The 18,248-nt window shown below is 54.0% G+C and carries 11 protein-coding genes; 8 read left to right on the top strand and 3 right to left on the bottom strand.

Features of this window, described 5'->3' with window-relative positions; all coding sequences use genetic code 11:
• Positions 1–32: 32 nt before the first annotated feature.
• Positions 33–722, top strand: coding sequence for a 4'-phosphopantetheinyl transferase superfamily protein (locus MHN31_RS13815; protein WP_239444515.1), 690 nt, complete (start codon positions 33–35; stop codon positions 720–722).
• Here MHN31_RS13815 and MHN31_RS13820 read toward each other — a convergent pair.
• Positions 719–2,359 carry a cyclic peptide export ABC transporter gene (locus tag MHN31_RS13820; protein WP_239444516.1) on the bottom strand — a complete coding sequence of 547 codons (1,641 nt, stop codon included), beginning with the start codon at positions 2,357–2,359 and terminating at the stop codon, positions 719–721. The genes MHN31_RS13815 and MHN31_RS13820 overlap by 4 nt on opposite strands.
• A 120-nt stretch (positions 2,360–2,479) precedes the next feature.
• Here MHN31_RS13820 and fhuF point away from each other — a divergent pair, with 120 nt between their 5' ends.
• The 6 genes from fhuF to MHN31_RS13850 all read left to right on the top strand — a co-directional run bounded on the left by fhuF (position 2,480) and on the right by MHN31_RS13850 (position 9,122).
• A complete protein-coding gene (gene fhuF, locus MHN31_RS13825; RefSeq protein WP_239444517.1) occupies positions 2,480–3,241 on the top strand; it encodes a siderophore-iron reductase FhuF in 762 nt (253 codons plus the stop codon).
• A 78-nt stretch (positions 3,242–3,319) separates the two neighbouring features.
• Complete coding sequence (locus MHN31_RS13830; RefSeq protein WP_239444518.1) at positions 3,320–4,558, top strand: isochorismate synthase; 1,239 nt, start codon at positions 3,320–3,322, stop codon at positions 4,556–4,558.
• Positions 4,555–6,156: a (2,3-dihydroxybenzoyl)adenylate synthase gene (locus tag MHN31_RS13835; protein ID WP_239444519.1), complete on the top strand. Its 1,602-nt coding sequence runs from the start codon at positions 4,555–4,557 to the stop codon at positions 6,154–6,156. The genes MHN31_RS13830 and MHN31_RS13835 overlap by 4 nt, the downstream gene beginning before the upstream one ends.
• Positions 6,157–6,179: 23 nt before the next feature.
• Complete coding sequence (locus MHN31_RS13840; RefSeq protein ID WP_239444520.1) at positions 6,180–7,046, top strand: isochorismatase family protein; 867 nt, start codon at positions 6,180–6,182, stop codon at positions 7,044–7,046.
• Positions 7,046–8,368: a condensation domain-containing protein gene (locus MHN31_RS13845; RefSeq protein WP_194867446.1), complete on the top strand. Its 1,323-nt coding sequence runs from the start codon at positions 7,046–7,048 to the stop codon at positions 8,366–8,368. The genes MHN31_RS13840 and MHN31_RS13845 overlap by 1 nt, the downstream gene beginning before the upstream one ends.
• Positions 8,358–9,122 carry an SDR family oxidoreductase gene (locus MHN31_RS13850; protein WP_239444521.1) on the top strand — a complete coding sequence of 255 codons (765 nt, stop codon included), beginning with the start codon at positions 8,358–8,360 and terminating at the stop codon, positions 9,120–9,122. Before MHN31_RS13845 ends, MHN31_RS13850 begins: the two co-directional genes overlap by 11 nt.
• A gap of 22 nt (positions 9,123–9,144) precedes the next feature.
• Here MHN31_RS13850 and dapE read toward each other — a convergent pair whose 3' ends face one another.
• Positions 9,145–10,368, bottom strand: a complete 1,224-nt coding sequence (dapE, locus tag MHN31_RS13855) for a succinyl-diaminopimelate desuccinylase (RefSeq protein WP_125558687.1) — start codon at positions 10,366–10,368, stop codon at positions 9,145–9,147.
• A gap of 268 nt (positions 10,369–10,636) precedes the next feature.
• On the opposite strand from dapE, the gene MHN31_RS13860 reads away from it, so the two are divergent.
• A complete protein-coding gene (locus MHN31_RS13860) occupies positions 10,637–11,869 on the top strand; it encodes a lysine N(6)-hydroxylase/L-ornithine N(5)-oxygenase family protein (RefSeq protein WP_125558685.1) in 1,233 nt (410 codons plus the stop codon).
• 228 nt (positions 11,870–12,097) lie between these two features.
• On the opposite strand, the gene MHN31_RS13865 is transcribed toward MHN31_RS13860, so the two are convergent.
• Entirely contained in the window at positions 12,098–18,211 is a 6,114-nt protein-coding gene (locus MHN31_RS13865) for a non-ribosomal peptide synthetase (protein ID WP_239444522.1), read from the bottom strand.
• Between the last annotated feature and the right edge of the window lie 37 nt (positions 18,212–18,248).

Genomic DNA, 18,248 nt, shown 5'->3' on the forward strand with positions numbered 1-18,248 from the left:
GTAAACTGGCTGGCACTAATAGAGGGAGCCGTATGTCGTTAACACCAGTCGAACTATTTACACCCCAGCTGCCATTCGTCAGTCACAGCAGTGCTTTTCGCGTTGCCGCGTATCAGGACAGCGACTTTGCCCGTTACACCCAGCCACTGCCGGATAAACTCAGCCGTGCTGTCGCCAAGCGCAAAGCGGAGTACCTGGCCGGACGTCACTGCGCCAGTCAGGCACTCAAAGCGCTGGGACGACCCCATACCATAGTTGCCAGTGCAGACAGTCGTGCCCCCATATGGCCAGAGGGCATTCAGGGCACCATTACCCATACTCAGGAGCTGGCTATGGCCATGGTCAGTGATGATCCATTAGTGCTGGGATTAGGCATCGATCTGGAAAGAAAAATGTCGGATAAGCAAGAGCAGGAGCTACAAAAACAGATCCTGGCAAAGGAAGAGCAAACTGCGTTTGAGCAACTGAGTCAGGTACAGGCTTCCCCGCTTACCCTGATCTTCTCCGCCAAAGAAAGTATTTTTAAAGCGCTGTACCCGGTCGTACAACGCTTTTTTGGCTTTGAGGCCGCCTGTCTAAACGACTTCAGTCACAACCAATTGCATTTAACGCTCACAGAGACACTCCATGAAACCCTGCCACAGGGCACTCAAATCAGTGTCTATTACCAGCTCAACGATGAGTTGGTCCTGACCGAGTGCTGCCTGCGCGCTGGCCGTTAAGCCAGCGCTGAGTGTTGTTTCGGCGTCTTAGCACTCGCAGTGATGAGCGGTTCACTGAGACAGCCGTTATCCATTTTCAGTAGCCTGTCGGCCAGGTCAAAATACTTATCATCATGGGTGATCACCAGCACGGTTTTACCCTGAGCGCTAAGCTCTGGCAGCAGCTCGCGATAAAAGACATCTTTAAAGACCGGATCCTGATCTGCCGCCCATTCATCAAAGATATAAAACGGTCTGTCTTCCATGTACGCCACCACCAGCGCCAGACGTTTGCGCTGTCCTTGCGACAGCTTCTGGGTGGTAAACGCGCCGTCTTTAATGGCCACTTTATGATGCAGGTTGAGCTTGCGGATCAAGGTATTGCCTTTGTCTTCCAGCGCCTGCCCCTCACAGCCCAAGACTCGATCAAAGAGATAAAAATCACTGAAAACCGTACTGAATAACTGACGATAATCATCAAACTGCGCTGCTTGTACTGCTTTTCCATCCACTGAGACTTGCCCCTGCTGCGCCTCAAACAGACCGCACAACAGCTTGGCAAAAGTGGTTTTACCACTGCCGTTACCACCAACCAGATAGATCAGCTCACCTTTGCGCAAGGTCAGGTTGATGGGTGTCAGGGCAAACACCTCATCACTTTGTTCATGGTAATAACCGTGGCTGATGTCCGACAGGGCCAGTTCATTAAAGTCATTCATGGCCTCATTGCTGCGTGGCATCAACGCCATTTCTTCCGTTAACGTGGCAATGGTATTGGCCGAGGCCTTCGCAGCGGCGGCCTTTGGAATAGCGGCCAGCATCACTTCCAGCGGTGTCAGCATGTACAGGAATAACAGCGCAAAGCCCGACATAACTTTTCCGCTATCCGCACCTGGCGAAGAGAGATAAAACAGGGCACCGCCGATAAAGGCAAACACACTGAAGCCCCCCCAGGATGCCGCATAGTGATACATGCTGGCACCCTGCACACGGCGCTTTTGCAGCAAAGTAATGGTGCTGCCAATTACATCCTGAAAGAAAGTCTCACGTTTTTTGCGGTGCAGCTTAAGCTCTTTTGCACCGGCATAAATGGCATCGAACTGATCGTACAGAGAGTCCTGAATTTTTGCCGCCTCTGTCACTTTACGAAAGGCATTGGCATTGGCCAGGCTGTAACCCACAGAACCCAGCACCAGAGTCAGCAGTGCGAACAAAAACACCTGCCAGTCGAGCCAGGCCATATATACAAAGCTGCCCAGCACCACCATGGCATTACTGAGAATGTTTGGCAGGCTCTGGAAGAACTCCGCGACTTTGAGGCTGTGCTCGGTCAGACACGATTTAATCTTACCGGCCCCCTGCGCTTCTACATGACTGAATTGCGCGCCGATGACATGCTCTGCAACCTCGCGGCGCACGGTCGCCTGACTTTGCTGGCTGAGTTGCTCTGCGAGTAATTTAGAAGCCAGTTGCAAGCTCACCCCCAGGCAGGCCAGTACGGCAAACCAGACAAACTGCTCAGAGCGGCCATCCTGATTACTGTTAATGATTTCGTTGATCAGCGCGACCAGCGACACGCTGATCAGACCAAACAAAACACTGCTGAGTGCGGTCGCGATAAATCGCCACCAGGTATTACGGATCAATTTTGCAAGCACGGGGTCTCTCTTCTATGCTGACGTGGATTTGCTTTAGGTGGTGACGAACAGAGAGTAAAAAAATTCACCCACAAAACGTCTATGACTAGGTATTTGTAGCAAATCAACCACGAGGTACGCTTGCTTCCAACATTACAGCCGTTTTTTCAGGGGCCCTTCAGGGAATATGGCGAAGCCGTCACTTTGTCACACACCCCGGACTTACCGACTCTGGCACACCAATTTGCCGAGGTGAATGCGTTAAAAAACGCCATCACCCACTGGGCGCTGCACGAAGGGATTGACTCACCCCGGGCACATGCTTCCGTGTGGCATATGCGCTACTGCGTCAGAGTACTCCCAACGATGTTACTGAGCCACAGTGTGCTCAACCGGGGTCTGCCCATTGCAGCGCAGGACGTGCAACTGTGTTTAATCACTCAGCGCCTGATGCTGCGTACCTGTGGCCAGCCATTTACCCCAGGCAGCAGCACAGGGACCAAATATCACCCGATGATCTTTGCCCACTTTGCCCCACTTCATATCTTTCTCTCAACCCAGTTTGGCATCGCTGAGCGTGTGCTGTGGAGCAATCTGGTGTTTCGCCTGCGCCAGATCAGCACGACTGTTGCCAATGTGCTACCGGATGCCTCTGGGCTGCAACAGGATGTCCGTACCCTGCTGCACCGTGATTGCTGGCAAGACCAGCCTAACCCGCTGTTCAGAGCACAGCGCAATGAATACATGGCAGGTGGAAAACGTGTACGAGGTGCCTGTTGCTTACTTCACGCTCACCCGCACAAAGACTATTGCGGTGACTGCCCTAAGCGCCCGGAATTCATGGCGGCACGAAAAACAGCCCGCAAGCAAATGGCCTGCAGCACTAAATCTTTTTCACAATGAGTCGTCTTGGTCACATCTCGCTGAACGCAGTTTGCATCAGCGTCGCTACAGACAGAGTTAACAGAGGAAAGTAAATCCATGCATGCTGGTCAATTATCCGAACCTACCCAAACGCACCAACTTGGCGAGTTCCGGCCCGAGCAGGACTGTTTATTTGTTTCCGGACAGTCATGCCTGGTAAGTCGTGGTATGGCCAAACGTTTTACTTTGGCCATTAATGATAACGAGGCGCTGGCAAGTCAGCTGCAACAACAATTAGATGCGCACGCAGCCAGCCACCAGGATCATGCTATCGCCTTTGGAGTGATACCGTTTTGTAAGCAGCAGCAGGCTCAGTTTATCATCCCGGAGCAGGTCAGCACGCTGGATAAACAACTCTTCGCACAATGTCTGAGTGCACAGCATACGAGTGCTCAGACACCGAATCGCTTGCAGTCCGTGCACTACAAACAAGACCGGGCACACTTTGAGCAAACCGTGCGCGATGCCAAAGCCTTATTTGCTGACGGTGAGCTGGATAAAATCGTACTCAGTAAACAGGTTGAATTACAGTTTGAGCAACCACTGGATCAGGTTGGCGTACTCGCTCAATTGCTGGCACAAAGCCCCAGTGGTTATCACTTTTCGATCCCCAGTCAGTTGCATGATGCTGATACTGAGCAAGCAGCTGGGGTATTAATGGGCGTCAGCCCTGAGCTATTACTACGCAAATCTGACGGACAAATTTTTAGCAACCCGCTGGCCGGTTCAATCCCCCGGGATCCTTGCCCCAGCGTCGAAGCACAGCGCCGTTCAACCCTGTTCGCATCGAAAAAAGACCGCTATGAACATGCTGTGGTTTTACAGGACATGGCACAGATCCTCGGCCCGTTGTGTACCCAATTGCATATACCCGAGCAACCCGATCTGCTTAGCACAGCCACCATGTGGCATCTATCAACGGTTATCGAAGGCACACTCACAACCCCACAACAGCCCGCAATCGCGCTGGCCAACCGCCTCCATCCAACGCCGGCACTGTGTGGTAAACCCACAGCACTGGCGTACCAGCACATCGACACGCTGGAAGGTCACGGCCGCGGCTTATTCTCAGGGATCGTTGGCTGGTGTGACAACCAGGGCAATGGCGAATGGGTGGTGGTGATCCGCTGTGGTTACCTGCAAACCAATCTGGCGACCTTGTTTGCCGGTGCCGGTATTGTGGCTGCCTCCGACCCCAGTTCAGAGTGGCTGGAAACCGAGGCCAAATTAAACACTATGCTGAACGCGCTGGACGTACGGCATGCCTATCACTTAGCAACGAAACACACACTATGAGTATTGAATATACCCCGTGGCCCGAAGAGCTGGCCGCCCACTACCGCGCCCAGGGCTACTGGCAGGATAAACCGCTTACCAGTATTCTAGACGACCAACTGGTGCACAATGGACAAGGCATTGCCGTGGCGGATGCCAACCGGCAACTAAGCTATCAGCAACTCGATGAATATAGCACCAACCTCGCAGCCCACCTGGCCAGTCAGGGGTTGCAACAAGGCGATACCGCGCTGGTTCAGCTGCCCAACTGTGTGGAGTTCTATATCAGCTACTTTGCGCTGCTTAAGCTTGGTGTAGCACCGGTTTGCGCGCTGTTTAATCATCAGCGCACTGAATTACAAAGTTATTGTGAGATCCTGCAACCTAAGCTGCTGCTGGTTTCTTCTGCTCAGCCTTTGTTTGCAGACGAATCATTCTCTCAGGAATTGTACAATCGCTTTGCCTGTATCAACCACATCATGGTTGACCACAGCAAAGGCAACAGTGAGCTGAAGCAAGCGTATTTACAACCACGCAGCTTCTGTGCACCGAAACTCAACCCCGAAGATGTGGCCTTTTTCCAGCTCTCTGGCGGCAGCACCGGCACTCCGAAACTGATCCCGCGCACCCACAACGACTACCTGTACTCTGTTGTTGCCAGCCGGGATATTTGTCAGCTGCATGGCGATACCCGTTATTTGTGTGCCCTACCGGCACCCCATAACTTCCCCCTCAGCTCGCCCGGCGCATTGGGCGTCTTCGCAGCTGGTGGCGCCGTGATCCTGGCTTCAGACCCCAGTCCGAGTAACTGCTTTGCCTTGATTGAACGCTTTGCCATAACCCACACCGCGCTGGTACCGCCAGCACTCCAGCTGTGGTTGCAACATGCACCACACAGCGACCATGACCTGAGCAGCCTGGCGCTGATCCAGGTTGGGGGTGCTAAGCTCAGCCGCACCGTGGCCGAGCAGGTCAGGCCGGTGCTGGGTGCCCAACTGCAACAAGTGTTTGGCATGGCAGAAGGTCTGGTGAACTACACCCGCCATGACGATGATGACGAGCTGGTACTGACGACCCAGGGACGTCCCATTAGCCCGGATGATGAGATCAAAGTCGTTGATGAACACGGCCAGCCGGTCGCCCCGGGTGAAGCCGGCAGACTCATGACCCGCGGCCCGTATACCTTCCGGGGCTATTACAAATCACCTCAGCATAACGCCAGTGCATTTGATGCAGAGGGGTTTTATGCCTCCGGTGATCTGGTCAGGCAACTGCCCTCTGGCCACCTGATTGTGGTCGGGCGAGATAAAGATCAGATCAACCGTGGCGGCGAGAAAATAGCGGCCGAAGAAGTGGAAAACCACTTGCTGGGCCATCAGCACATCGAGCAGGTTGCCATTGTCTCTATGCCCGATGCCACGCTGGGTGAGAAAAGTTGCGCTTTTGTGGTAGCCGCTGAAAAGCTTACCCCTTTGCAACTGCGCAAATACCTGCGTCAACTGGGGATCGCCGATTTCAAAGTCCCCGATAAGTTCCAGTTTGTAACCGACCTGCCCCTGACTGCGGTCGGTAAAGTCGATAAAAAAGCCCTGCGTGCCACGTTCGACGGCCAGGCCTGATTAATAAAAGAAGCAAAAACACGATGAGTATTCCTAAGCTATCCCATTATCCGTTACCCCGCGCTGCGGAGTTACCCGAAAACCGCGTTGACTGGCAGCTCGATGCAAACCGTGCCGCCCTGTTGATCCACGATGTTCAGCACTATTTTGTCGGTTACTACGGTGATAATAACCCGCTGATTGAAACCATGATCAGCCACATTCAGCGCCTCAAGCAGTTCTGTTACGACCAGGGTATTCCGGTCTATTACACCGCCCAGCCAATCAAGCAGGGTCAGCATGAACGCGGACTACTGAGCGATATGTGGGGCCCGGGCCTGCAAGACCCGGCGCAACAGCCGATTGTCGATGCATTGGCACCAGGCGAGCAGGATGTGGTCCTGACCAAGTGGCGCTACAGTGCCTTTCAAAAGTGCGACTTTGAAACGCAACTGCGTGAGCGCAACCGTGATCAGCTGATGATAGTCGGTATCTACGGCCATATCGGGGTGATGACCACCGCGGTAGATGCCTTTATGCGTGACATTCAGCCGTTTGTGATTGCCGATGCGATTGCCGACTTCAGCCGCGATGAGCACCTGATGGCACTGAACTTTGTGGCTGGACGCTGCGGTAAAGTGGCGACGGTCGCCGAGATCCTGGGAGAAGAAACGCAGGACATCACCACACTGGAAGGCCTCAAAGCGCATATCCTGCCGCTGATTGATTGTGAGGAGGATGAGTTTGATGAACATGAAAGTCTCATCGACTATGGTCTGGATTCCGTGCAGGTGATGAACCTCATTGCCCTGTGGCAGCAACAAGGCATTGAAACCAACTTTATCGAACTGGCTCAGATCCCGACACTGGCGGCCTGGGTTGAGCTGCTCGAAGAGCGTAAGGAGGACTGATGTCCAGCGCGTTGCCATTAACCGATTCGCAACAGGCGATGTGGCTGCTGCACACCATCAGCGGCCGGGGGACACTGTTTAACGTCGCCGAATGTATCGAGTTTCAGGGTCAGATCTCCGCAACCATGTTACAACAGGCGCTTGCCCACGTGTGGCAAAGCAGCGATTGTCTGGCGGGCCGGTTTGTCCATGACGCCAGTTTTGTGCCTCAGCTTAGCCCGAATAAGGAGGTGCCACAGATCCACATTCAAACCCAGGACACCCAGCCAGAAGACATTCAGGCTTTTGCCAATGACTTTGTTGCACCGTATATGGCACAGAGTTTTTCATTGCCCGATGAGGCCTTGCTCAAACTGACTTTGGTACGTACCCCAGAGCAAGACCTGCTGTTTATTGTGGGTCACCATTTACTGCTCGACGGCTATGGATTTGGCTTGTTTACTCAGGCACTGAACCGTAGTTATAACGCATTACAAAAAGGCCGGGCACTGCCCAATCTGCGCTTTGGTACACAAAGCCAGTTGCTCGAATGGCAACGCAGCGAAACCTACTTGGCACGTCAGCAAGTGGCGAAAGCCACCTTAATCTCCTGGCTTGAGAATACCCCGCCCGCAAAAAGTTTTAGCAGCAGTGAGGCGGATGTGACTGAGGCTAACCGCCGCCAAAGTGCGACTTTGAGCCGTGCAGACTGGCATACCATTCAGTCGGCAGCCTCCTTATGTCAGGCCGGTCATGCCGAGTTGCTGATCGCCGCCGTGTGCGCCGCGCTGGTCGCCAAATCGGGGCAGTACCATGTCACCCTGGGCATGATCATGATGAACCGCCAGCATCAGGTGGAGCTCAGCACCCCCTGCGTGCAAAGCAACGTGATGCCGCTGCCATTGGTACTGGATGCTGAGATGACCCTCAGTCAGTGCTGCCGGGTGATCAACCAGGGGATCAAATCTCTCAAAGCACTGCAGACCTTTCGGGTTGAAGAGCTCAAACGCGAGCGCAACAAGCAAGGCCTGAGCCCGCACGTATATGGCCCGACCGTCAACCTGTTACCGTTTTCCAGTAACCCTAAATACGGCGCCGTTGCGTGTCAGTCGCATATTCTCAGCGCCGGCGCCACCGACGACATCATGTTGCAATGGCACTTGTTGCAGGACCAACCGGCTAAGCTGGATACCGACGCCAACGTCGCTCGTTATACAGACTCTGAGCAACAGCAAGTGCAGACACAGATCTTCGCCGCAGCCCGCTGCTGGTCAGCACAGCCGAATCGCACACTCGATTCAGTCATCAATGAACTCACCGCAGGAGCTGGATATGTCGTTTGATGCCAGACTGCAACAGGAATATCACGATCAGGTTGTGTGGATCAGTGGCGTCGGCCAGGGCATCGGCCTGGCCGCCGCACAGCGTTTTCATGCGCTGGGTGCCAAAGTGATTGGCTTTGATCGCCAGTTTAGCGATCTCAGTGTGCTGCATCGTGCCATAGAATGTGATTTAGGTGCACCGGAGCTGCTCGCTCAACAGCTGGACAAACTGGTCGCGGAGGGACTTGCCCCATACAACCTGATTAATGTCGCCGGGGTGCTGGAGCTGGGCGACCTGGAGCAATTGACGCTGGCTCAGTGGCAGCACTGTCAAACCGTCAACAGCACCGCAGTGTTTACTTTTTTACGCGCCTGCACGCCGCATTTTAAACAGCAAGGTAAAGGCGCAGTGGTCACTGTTGGTTCCAACGCTGCTGATACCCCACGCCAGCAAATGGCAGCCTATTGCGCCTCCAAAGCTGCGGTGACACAGCTGACGCTGACAGCCGGGCTGGAGCTGGCCAACTTTGGTGTGCGTTGTAATGTGATAGCACCAGGCTCGACGCTGACACCAATGCAGACGGGCATGTGGCAAGATGAAAAGGGTGCACAACGAGTGATTGATGGCTTTGCAGCGCAGTATAAGCTGGGGATCCCGTTGCAGAAGCTGGCCACTGCAGAAGAAATTGCCGACAGTATTGTGTTTGTGGCATCCAGCCTGTCTTCTCATACCACCTTACAGGTGATCACCCTAGATGGTGGCGCGACGTTTTAACGTCACGTCACCATTCAAACGATTAAGTTAACGCTTCCAGCTGCTCAACCTGAGCGTCCATCAGCCGCTGCGGATCAAGGCAGAACGCCTGGATCACCAACTGGTAAATATGTGCCAGATCAGAAATATCCTGCACGTCTGCCGATTCGTTGACCTGATGGATATTGTCGTTCCTGAGGCCAAATTCAATCACCTGAGTATGGCTGGAGGCAATGAACCGCCCATCAGACGTACCGCCATCTGTGGTCAACACAGGCACCTGATCCACCACCGCCTCTATGGCATTGCAGATCAAGGCGACGAATTCATCCGCCTGATTAAAATAGGGTGCGCAGGGACGTTGCCACTCAATGTCGTAATTTAAATCCAGATCCAGCAAAATGTCGTCGATCATGCGCTTTAACTCCGCCTCATTAAAGCGGCTGCTGTAACGGAAATTAAAGCAGACATCACACGCGCCCGGCACCACATTGTCAACAAACTCACCACTGTTGAGCTGCGTAACCTGAAACGTAGTGCCCGGCATCTGCGCCGTGCCTTTATCCCATTCCAGCGCCAACAAGCGCTGCAATAATCGCGCGGTGTGATGGGTGGCATTATCACAGTTATGCGGATAGGCCACATGGCCCTGACGGCCATAGACCCGAATATGCGCAGACAAAGATCCACGACGACCAATTTTGAGCACATCACCCAACGTCTTGCGGCTTGAGGGCTCACCAACCAGACAGTAATCTGGCAGATGATCAACCCCTTGCTGCTTAAGGTAGCTCATCAGTGCGACGGTGCCATGCTCTGCCTCCCCTTCTTCATCACAGGTGATCAAAAACATCAGGCTGCCACGTGTACACTGCGCCAGGATCGATTCAACGGCGGCAATAAAACAGGCAATCGCGCCTTTCATATCCGCAACACCACGACCATAAAGTCGACCATCCTGAATATTGGCTGCAAAGGGCGGGCTTTGCCACAATTCCATCGGACCTGGCGGCACCACATCCAGGTGTCCGGCAAAAGCCAGTGTTTCACCCGGGCCAAATACCCGTTTAGCGACCAGATTACGGACCCCCTGACGCGTCACTTCATGACAGTCAAACCCCAGCGACTGCAACTTGCGAACTAAAAAGCAAAAGCTGCCGGCATCGTCCGGGGTAATGGATTTATAACGCACCAGTTTCTGAGTCAGTGCAATGGCCTGTTCACTCAATATCGCACAGCGTTTCAGAGCCGTTCCGGCAACTTGCATATCGCTTTACCCATTCATTCTTAGTTATTGAAATTGTGGACAAAAGTAAAACCTTTGCCCCAGTTGATTAGCTAGACGAGCTGGTGGGTAAAAAATTCATATTAATCGGTGGGTTTTTGCTCTGGATCAAGGCGTTTTTTTTCTCTGTGGTTTGTTGTGATTTCCCCCGACTCAAGCCTAAAGAAACCCCCGTAGCCTTCGTCCTTAAGGGCAAGAAACACTATTTCACGCAGCTATGCGTGTGGTTAAGGTAATCAAAGGCAAAACAATGAAACTATACGACGTGATTGGGATTGGATTTGGTCCCGCCAACCTGGCCCTGGCAATCGCCCTTCAGGAGCAAAACAAACTGAGCGATCGAGTCTGCTTTATCGAAAAGCAACAGGATTTTCTTTGGCATGGCGGCATGTTGCTGGACAACACCACGATGCAGATCTCCTTCTTAAAGGATCTGGTCTCGCTGCGTAACCCTACCAGTCACTTTAGTTTTATTAACTACCTGCACCACAACAAACGCCTCGACAACTTTATCAACCTGAAAACCTTCTACCCATCAAGACACGAATTTAACGATTACCTTGGCTGGGCAGCCAGTCATTTCCGTGATCACTGTCATTTTGGTGAGCAGGTATGTGGCGTAGAGCCGGTGTTACTGGACGGTCAGGTTGATCACCTCAAAGTGATCAGCCGCGACAATGAAGGTCAGCAAAGTGTCCGCCTGACCAAGCACCTGGTGGTCAGCGTGGGTGGCTCGGCGAAAGTGCCTGCTCCGTTCAGCGCACTTCAGGATGCCGATAACGTCTGGCACTCATCACAGTATCTGCATAATAAGGATAAAGTGAAAGACGGTGATCGCGTCGCCGTGATCGGTGCCGGCCAAAGTGGCGCCGAGATCTTCGCTGATCTGGCCGCGATGAACGAGCAACCTGCTGTGGATATGATCATGCGCGCTGGTGCGATGAAGCCGGCCGATTCCAGTCCGTTTGTTAACGAGATCTTTGATCCCAGCTTTACTGACGTGGTGTTCAGCAAGTCATCTGAACAAAAAGATCGTTACTTCAATGAATTCCGCAGCACCAACTATTCAGTCGTAGATGAGCCGTTGATCGACCACATTTACGCCAGCCTCTATCAACAGAAGCTTAACGGCACAGATCGACTGGCTATTCGCAACCGCACCAGTGTTAATGGTGCCAGCATCAATGCCCAGGGCAAAGTGGTACTGGAACTGGAAAGTGTCCATGGTGTCAGCCAGGTTGAGTACGATCAGCTGGTACTGGCCACGGGCTACCAGTACCCAAGCCGTTCGCCTTTGCTTGAGCAAGTGAGTGAGTGGTTGCAACCTAACATCACGCGCCAATATCAGCTCGAAACCAGTGAACAGTTCAAGCCCAAGATCTTCACTCAGGGCGTGAATGAGCAAACCCACGGGATCAGCGACTCGCTGCTGTCCATTCTGGCTGTGCGCTCTGCAGAGATTGTCGACGCGCTCGAGCTATAATCTCCCTGCAAACGGGCTTCCATCGCGAAGCCCGTTTGCTTTCTCCACCCCCTGTCCCCCCCCTGCTGTGCGACTTTCCTCTTTGTTAATGTTCTAAATGCGCATTCTTTAACACCGTTAGCGTGATACTTACGCTTTCAATTTAAACAGGTATTTCAGTGCAATGGGTATGCTCTGTAAGGCATAAAAAAACCGCTTTACAGCGGCTTTTAAAGGTGTGCGGGAGGATTAGTCCCGCAGAGTAAGTTTGGCTATCAGGTCACTCTGAACTGACGCTGCACGAATGATCTGCTGGTGATCATCCTCTGTGTGAGTCGCCGTCACTGTAGTACCCAACATGGTTTGATAGGCCGCTGTCGCAGCAGGCTCAGCATCCGTAGACCACCAGGCGTGCGCCCGTTCGGCCACGCCTTCCAGCACATAATCCGGCTGACTCTCTGCCGGCTCCATCCGGGCCAGTCGATACAGCTCATACCCATCGGATAGCAGTTTGCAAAGTTCCTGTTCAGGCAGCAGTAGCAACTCTTCGTTGAACAAGTCAGCAAAGCGAGTGCGATGTGCCACCAACCAGGCTGCCAGCGTCTCTGCATCCTTCAGGTCCTGCTGTAAGGCGGCAGTGAGCTCAGCCACAAACGTCTGATGCAATGCCGTGTCGACCGGCTGAGCAGATCCACCGATCCACTCCAGCGCCCAGTCTGACCAACTCAGCTGCGTGGCGGCAAAGTCACTACACGGGTTCCAGCTGTCCACCAGATATACCTGACGGACAGTTCGTCCCTGTGCTTTCAGCATGCGGGCCACCAGCACCGCCAATGCGCCACCCAGTGACCAGCCCATCAAATGGAAATTCCCGTGCGGCTGCGCCGTCATGAGCGCCTCAGCGTAATGCCCGGCCAGCGCAGTCAGGCCATTAATGTCTGACAGATTCGCCGCCGGGGCGACCCCAACGCAGTTAAACTGACCCGTGAGCTGCTCGGCCAGCGGGCGGTATGGTGCAGTCAGGCCATTGCCTTCATGGAAGCAATACAAGGTCTCGGCTTTGTCCGTGTGCGTGTTCAGCGGCTGTAACAGGGTGCTGTCCGTATTTTGCATGGCTGCCACCAGCGCTGCCAAATCACCCGCCTGCCACAGTTGCTTGAGCGCCAGCGGCTGCTCGCTGCGCTGCTGCCACAGACTAATCACTTTCAGCCCGGAAATAGAATCACCACCCCGCGCGAAGAAATTATCCCGACGCCCGACCTGTGCCACACCCAGCACACTTTGCCAAATCTGTGCCATCAAAGCTTCACTTTGATTATGAGGTGCCACATAACTGACTTCACTTTGTAGCTCAGCCTTCGGCAGCGCCTTACGGTCTATTTTGCCATTGCTGTTCAGCGGTAAATCGCTCAGCGCCATGATCACCGCAGGCACCATGTAATCCGGCAGACTGGCCGTCAGCATAGCTTTGAGTGCGGCTTCATCGGGCTGTTCGCCCTGATGGCCACTGACATACGCCACCAGGCGCTTACCGCTGGGCGTGTCATCTGCCACCACTACGGCCTGGCGTACTTCCGAGCACTTGCGCAACAGGGTTTCAATTTCACCCAGCTCAATCCTGAAACCACGAATTTTCACCTGATGGTCAGTACGACCCAGGTATTCCATCAGCCCCTGCTCGTTCCAGCGCACTAAATCGCCGGTACGATATAGGCGGCTGCCATCGTTGGCAAACGGGTTGGCCACAAAGCGCTCGGCGGTTAGGTCAGGACGATTCAGGTAGCCCCTTGCCAGACCGATCTCTTCGGCCAGATATAACTCACCCACCTGTCCTGGCAACACCAGATTAAGATGACTGTCGAGCAGCCAGGCCTGACGCTGGCCAACCAGCTCACCGATGGGTGCATAGACTGCATCAAACTCACTGCCCGGCAAAGCTTTCCAGGTCAGTGGCGTGACCACCGTTTCTGTCGGGCCATAACCATTGATGAAGAAGTCGGGTTGCAGCACACGCTGAGCCAGCTCAAAAGTGGCCTGCGGCATGGCATCGCCACCAAAACAATATACCCGGACCGGCGGCGGGTTGCCCACCTGCTCAACATGGGCCGCCAGTTCACGCAAAAACACCGGCGGGAATACGGCAATAGACACCTGCTGCTGATGCAGATTCTGATAGGTTTCGTGTAAGTCCCACTGGCGCTCAGGGCGGATCACCACAGCCGCACCATGAGTCAATACGGTCAACCAGCGCTCATGTGCACCATCAAAACAGAACGACATAAAGATCAGCTCGCGATCACTTGGACGCATTTCATAACGTCGACCAATGCCACGACAATGTGCCGCGATAGATGCCCGGCTGACCAGCACCCCTTTAGGATTGCCCGTCGACCCCGAGGTGTATATCAGATACGCCCCCTGCGCCGGATATACCACTGGCTGCTGCCATTGTTCACTCAGTTTAATGTCAGCAAACGGATGCAAAGTGGCTGCACCGGCAATGTCGTCGAGGCTGTTATCACTGACCAGAATATGGCTCATCTGGCTGTCCTTGATCATATAGGCCAGTCGTTCCTGCGGATAACTGAGATCCATCGGCACATACACCGCCCCGGCTTTGAGAATGGCCAAAAAGGCCAGTGGTAAATCTATGCCTCGTGCCAGTGCCACACCGACGCGCTGCTCAGGCTTGACGCCCTGTTCGCGCAGATAATGTGCCAACTGACTGGATTTGTCGGCCAGCGCTTTGTAGCTGTAGCTGCGACCATCACAGATCACCGCATCAGCATCTGGCGTTAGCTCTGCCAGACGGTTGATCATTGACACCACATCCTGATATTGCGTTGCCCCAGGCTGAGACACCTCACCGCCCGGTAAATAAATGGGCTCAACAGCCCCCGGATGCAGCGGCGTGATGGGCTCACCAAAGCCCTGCACCTGCAACGCCTGCTGCTGTGTCTCACTGACCAGTGAAAACTCAGACAAACGCGCCTGTGGTGTCTGTAACATAGCCAGGATCAGTGTTTTGTACTGTTCCGCGAGCGCTTTTACCTCGGCTTCGGCCAGCTCGCTACCCTGATAGCTGAAGTGCAGTCGTAGAGTGTCTTCCTGGATAAAGCTGATGGTCAGCGGGAAATTGGTTTCTTCACGGTCTTCTAATACCTCAAAACGCGTCTGGCGTGCTTCCTGTTGCAACATCGCTTCGTCAATTGGGTAGTTTTCAAAAACCAGCAGGGTATCGAACAGACCTTCACGGCTGAGTTCAAGGGACTGTGCTGCCAGCTTTTGAATTTCATACAAGGGTGTGAACTCATGCTCACGCACTGCCAGTGCATTAGTTTGCTGCACTTGCAACCACTCATTCAGCGACTGGGCAGGGTTCACCGACGAGACCATAGGCACCGTATTGATGAACATGCCCTGGATGGCGTCATGACCGGCCAAATCGTTCGGCCGGCCTGAAGTCGTAGCACCGAAGCACACGGTGTCGCGGCCCAGGTAACGACTGAGCAGCAGCGCCCAGGCGCCCTGCACTAAGGTATTTTGCGTGATACGATGGTCCTGACAGAAAGCCACCAACTGCGTAAATTCAGCCTCTGACAGGCTCACATCAAAGCCACCGAACTGCCCATTTTTAGGCTTAGTCAAAGTACCACTGAGGTAGCTGGGCTCATGCAATCCTGCCAACTGTTGCTGCCAGAAAGTGCGATTTTGCGCCTCATCTAACTGTGATAAATAACCAATGTAATCGCCGTACTGACCCGCCACCGGCGGCAAGGTTTGCCCCTCGTAAGCCATCAGCACCTCGCCCAGCATGGCAGCGCGGCTCCAGCCGTCAGTCAGGATATGGTGCATGGTCCAGATCAGAGCGTGGCGACCATCTGGGAGCTCGATAATACGCATTCTGCTTAAACCAGGGTCACGTTGCAGGTCAAACCCGCGACGCGATTCCTGTCTGGCAAATGCTTTCAGCGCCGCCTCTGAGACCGTTTGATCACGCCAATCCACGATCTCCCAGTCCAACTGAGCTGATTTAGCAACATACTGCAAAGAGATGCCGTCGACATCGATAAACCCGGTACGTAACGCGTCATGGCGTTCAATGACCTGCTGCCAGGCGGCTTTAAAGCGCGCCACATCCAGGCCAGTGACCATAAAGCAGCTCTGGTTAATATAGGTTTCGCCCCCCTGATAGAGGCTCTGGAATAACATGCCCTGCTGCATCGGTGACAAAGGATATAACGTACTGACGTCATCAAGTGCCAGGGGCAAGCTATCTATTTGCGCCTGACTCAGACCACTGAGCGGCAGATCAGATGGCGTAAAGGTCGCCTGTGCCACTGCACACTGAGCCACCACCTCTTCCAGGGCACCTTGCAGATGCGCCGTGAAGATATCAATCTGCTGTGCAGGCAGTCGTTGTGGCGCATAGCGGATCAACACCTGTAACTGACCATCGGTGACTTGCGCTGTGATAGACAGCTCAGTGTCCATTTCATAATTCGGGTCCCAGGCCGTACCGGTGGACTCAGTAGCAGGCCGCCAGCCAGCTTCTTTGCTGGCCACGTTATCTAGCTGACCCAGATAGTTAAACTCTATCTCAGCAGGCGTCTGTGCCGCCAGTTCGCTGCGTTGCGAGGCACTACCGTAGTAACGGAAAGCCCCGTAACCAATCCCTTTGTTCGGGATGCTACGTAACTGTTCTTTGTTGTACTTAATGGTGTCAGACAGCTCAGGCTGGCGTGTCAACAACACCGGGAACAGGCTGGTGAACCAGCCCACAGTGCGACTCAGATCAACCTCATCATTCCATGGCTCACGGCCATGTCCTTCGAGGTTAATCTGATGCTCAGTTTGTGCCGTCCAGCGGTATAAGGCTTCGCTCAGAGCACTGAGCAACAGATCATTGACCTGAGTTCGATAAGTTTGTCCAGCCTGGGTCAGCAGTGCCGTAGTCGTTGCTGTATCGAGTGTCAGGGTAGATATATCCGCAGCCTGATACTGGCGACTGCCCGCCGGGTTCAGCTCAGGGAAACGGGTCTGCGGCGTCGCCATTTCCTGCCAGTAGGCATATTCAGCCGGATGTGACGAGGCATAGCTTTGGATCTGCTGTGCCCAGAACTGATAGCTGTGACTTTTTGCGCCCAATTGCGCTTGCTCCGACTGCCACAAGGTAGTCAAATCTTCCAGCAAAATGCGCCAGGAAACCCCATCGACCGCCAGGTGATGGATCACCATTAATAAGCGCGCAGTGCCGTCGTCAAGACTCACATGCACCACACGTAGCAGCGGGCCATTTTCCAGATCCAGACTGCGCTGCGCCCGCTCGGCAATGTCAGTCAGCTCACTGATTGAGGCACGCTGATACCAGATGCTTTGCGCCGCCATATCGGCACTGACATCACGATAACTTTGTTGCCACTGTCCTGCTGCATCACGGACAAAGCGCAGTCTCAGTGCGTCGTGCTGTGTCAGCAAAGCAATGACATGCTGTGTCAGCTGCTCGGCGGCCAGCGGTGTCGCCAATTCTAGCATCACCGCCTGATTCCAGTGCTGGTAGCGCGCCATGTTACGCTCAAAAAACGCTTGCTGAATAGGCAGCAGTGTCACCTGACCACTGACATTCTGCTGTGGTAAATCATCAGCATTGTGCTCAGTCATCAGCGGGGCTAGTTTGGCCACCGTCTGTAATTCAAACAGCTGTTTTGCCGTCACTGAAAAACCAGCCTGACGCAGCCGAGCAATAATCTGCAGGCTCAGGATAGAGTCGCCACCCAGCGCAAAGAAATTATCATCCCGGCCAACCTGAGCAACACCCAGCACACTTTGCCAGCTCTCGGCCAGTAATTGCTCGGCCTTGCCCTGTGGCGCAACATACTGCGCGGTGCTGTTCAGCTCAGGTTTCGGTAGTGCTTTACGATCGATTTTACCATTGCTGTTCAATGGCAAAGTATCCAGCACCATGATCACGGTCGGCACCATATAGTCTGGCAGTTGGGCTGCCAACTCAGCCTTGAGCGCGTCGACCGCCAGTTCGACGCCCGATACATACCCCACCAGACGCTGCGTCGCGCCATCGCGGTCGGCCACTATGACTGCTTCCCGGACGCCATCAGTGGCGTACAGGGCCGCCTCAATTTCGCCCAGTTCAATACGGAAACCACGAATTTTCACCTGATGGTCGGTCCGGCCGAGATAATCCAGCTGACCTTCGCTGTTCCAGCATACTAAGTCGCCACTGCGATACATGCGGCTGCCATCATTGATAAACGGGTCGGCCACAAAGCGCTCGGCGCTCAGATCGGCACGATTAACATAACCCCGTGCCAGTCCTGTACCGGCAATATAAAGCTCACCAGCCACACCCGGTGGGCACAGGTTCAGTGCCCGGTCGAGTACA

The organism is Pseudoalteromonas sp. McH1-42, from assembly GCF_022347845.1.
GTDB classification, from domain to species: domain Bacteria; phylum Pseudomonadota; class Gammaproteobacteria; order Enterobacterales; family Alteromonadaceae; genus Pseudoalteromonas; species Pseudoalteromonas rubra_D.

Bases quoted from the DNA above. Each gene is read 5' to 3' on its own strand.
- MHN31_RS13815 (WP_239444515.1), top strand. From the start codon at position 33: ATGTCGTTAACACCAGTCGAACTATTTACACCCCAGCTGCCATTCGTC.
- MHN31_RS13830 (WP_239444518.1), top strand. From the start codon at position 3,320: ATGCATGCTGGTCAATTATCCGAACCTACCCAAACGCACCAACTTGGC.
- MHN31_RS13835 (WP_239444519.1), top strand. From the start codon at position 4,555: ATGAGTATTGAATATACCCCGTGGCCCGAAGAGCTGGCCGCCCACTAC.
- MHN31_RS13840 (WP_239444520.1), top strand. From the start codon at position 6,180: ATGAGTATTCCTAAGCTATCCCATTATCCGTTACCCCGCGCTGCGGAG.
- MHN31_RS13845 (WP_194867446.1), top strand. From the start codon at position 7,046: ATGTCCAGCGCGTTGCCATTAACCGATTCGCAACAGGCGATGTGGCTG.
- MHN31_RS13850 (WP_239444521.1), top strand. From the start codon at position 8,358: ATGTCGTTTGATGCCAGACTGCAACAGGAATATCACGATCAGGTTGTG.
- dapE (WP_125558687.1), bottom strand. From the start codon at position 10,368: ATGCAAGTTGCCGGAACGGCTCTGAAACGCTGTGCGATATTGAGTGAA.
- MHN31_RS13860 (WP_125558685.1), top strand. From the start codon at position 10,637: ATGAAACTATACGACGTGATTGGGATTGGATTTGGTCCCGCCAACCTG.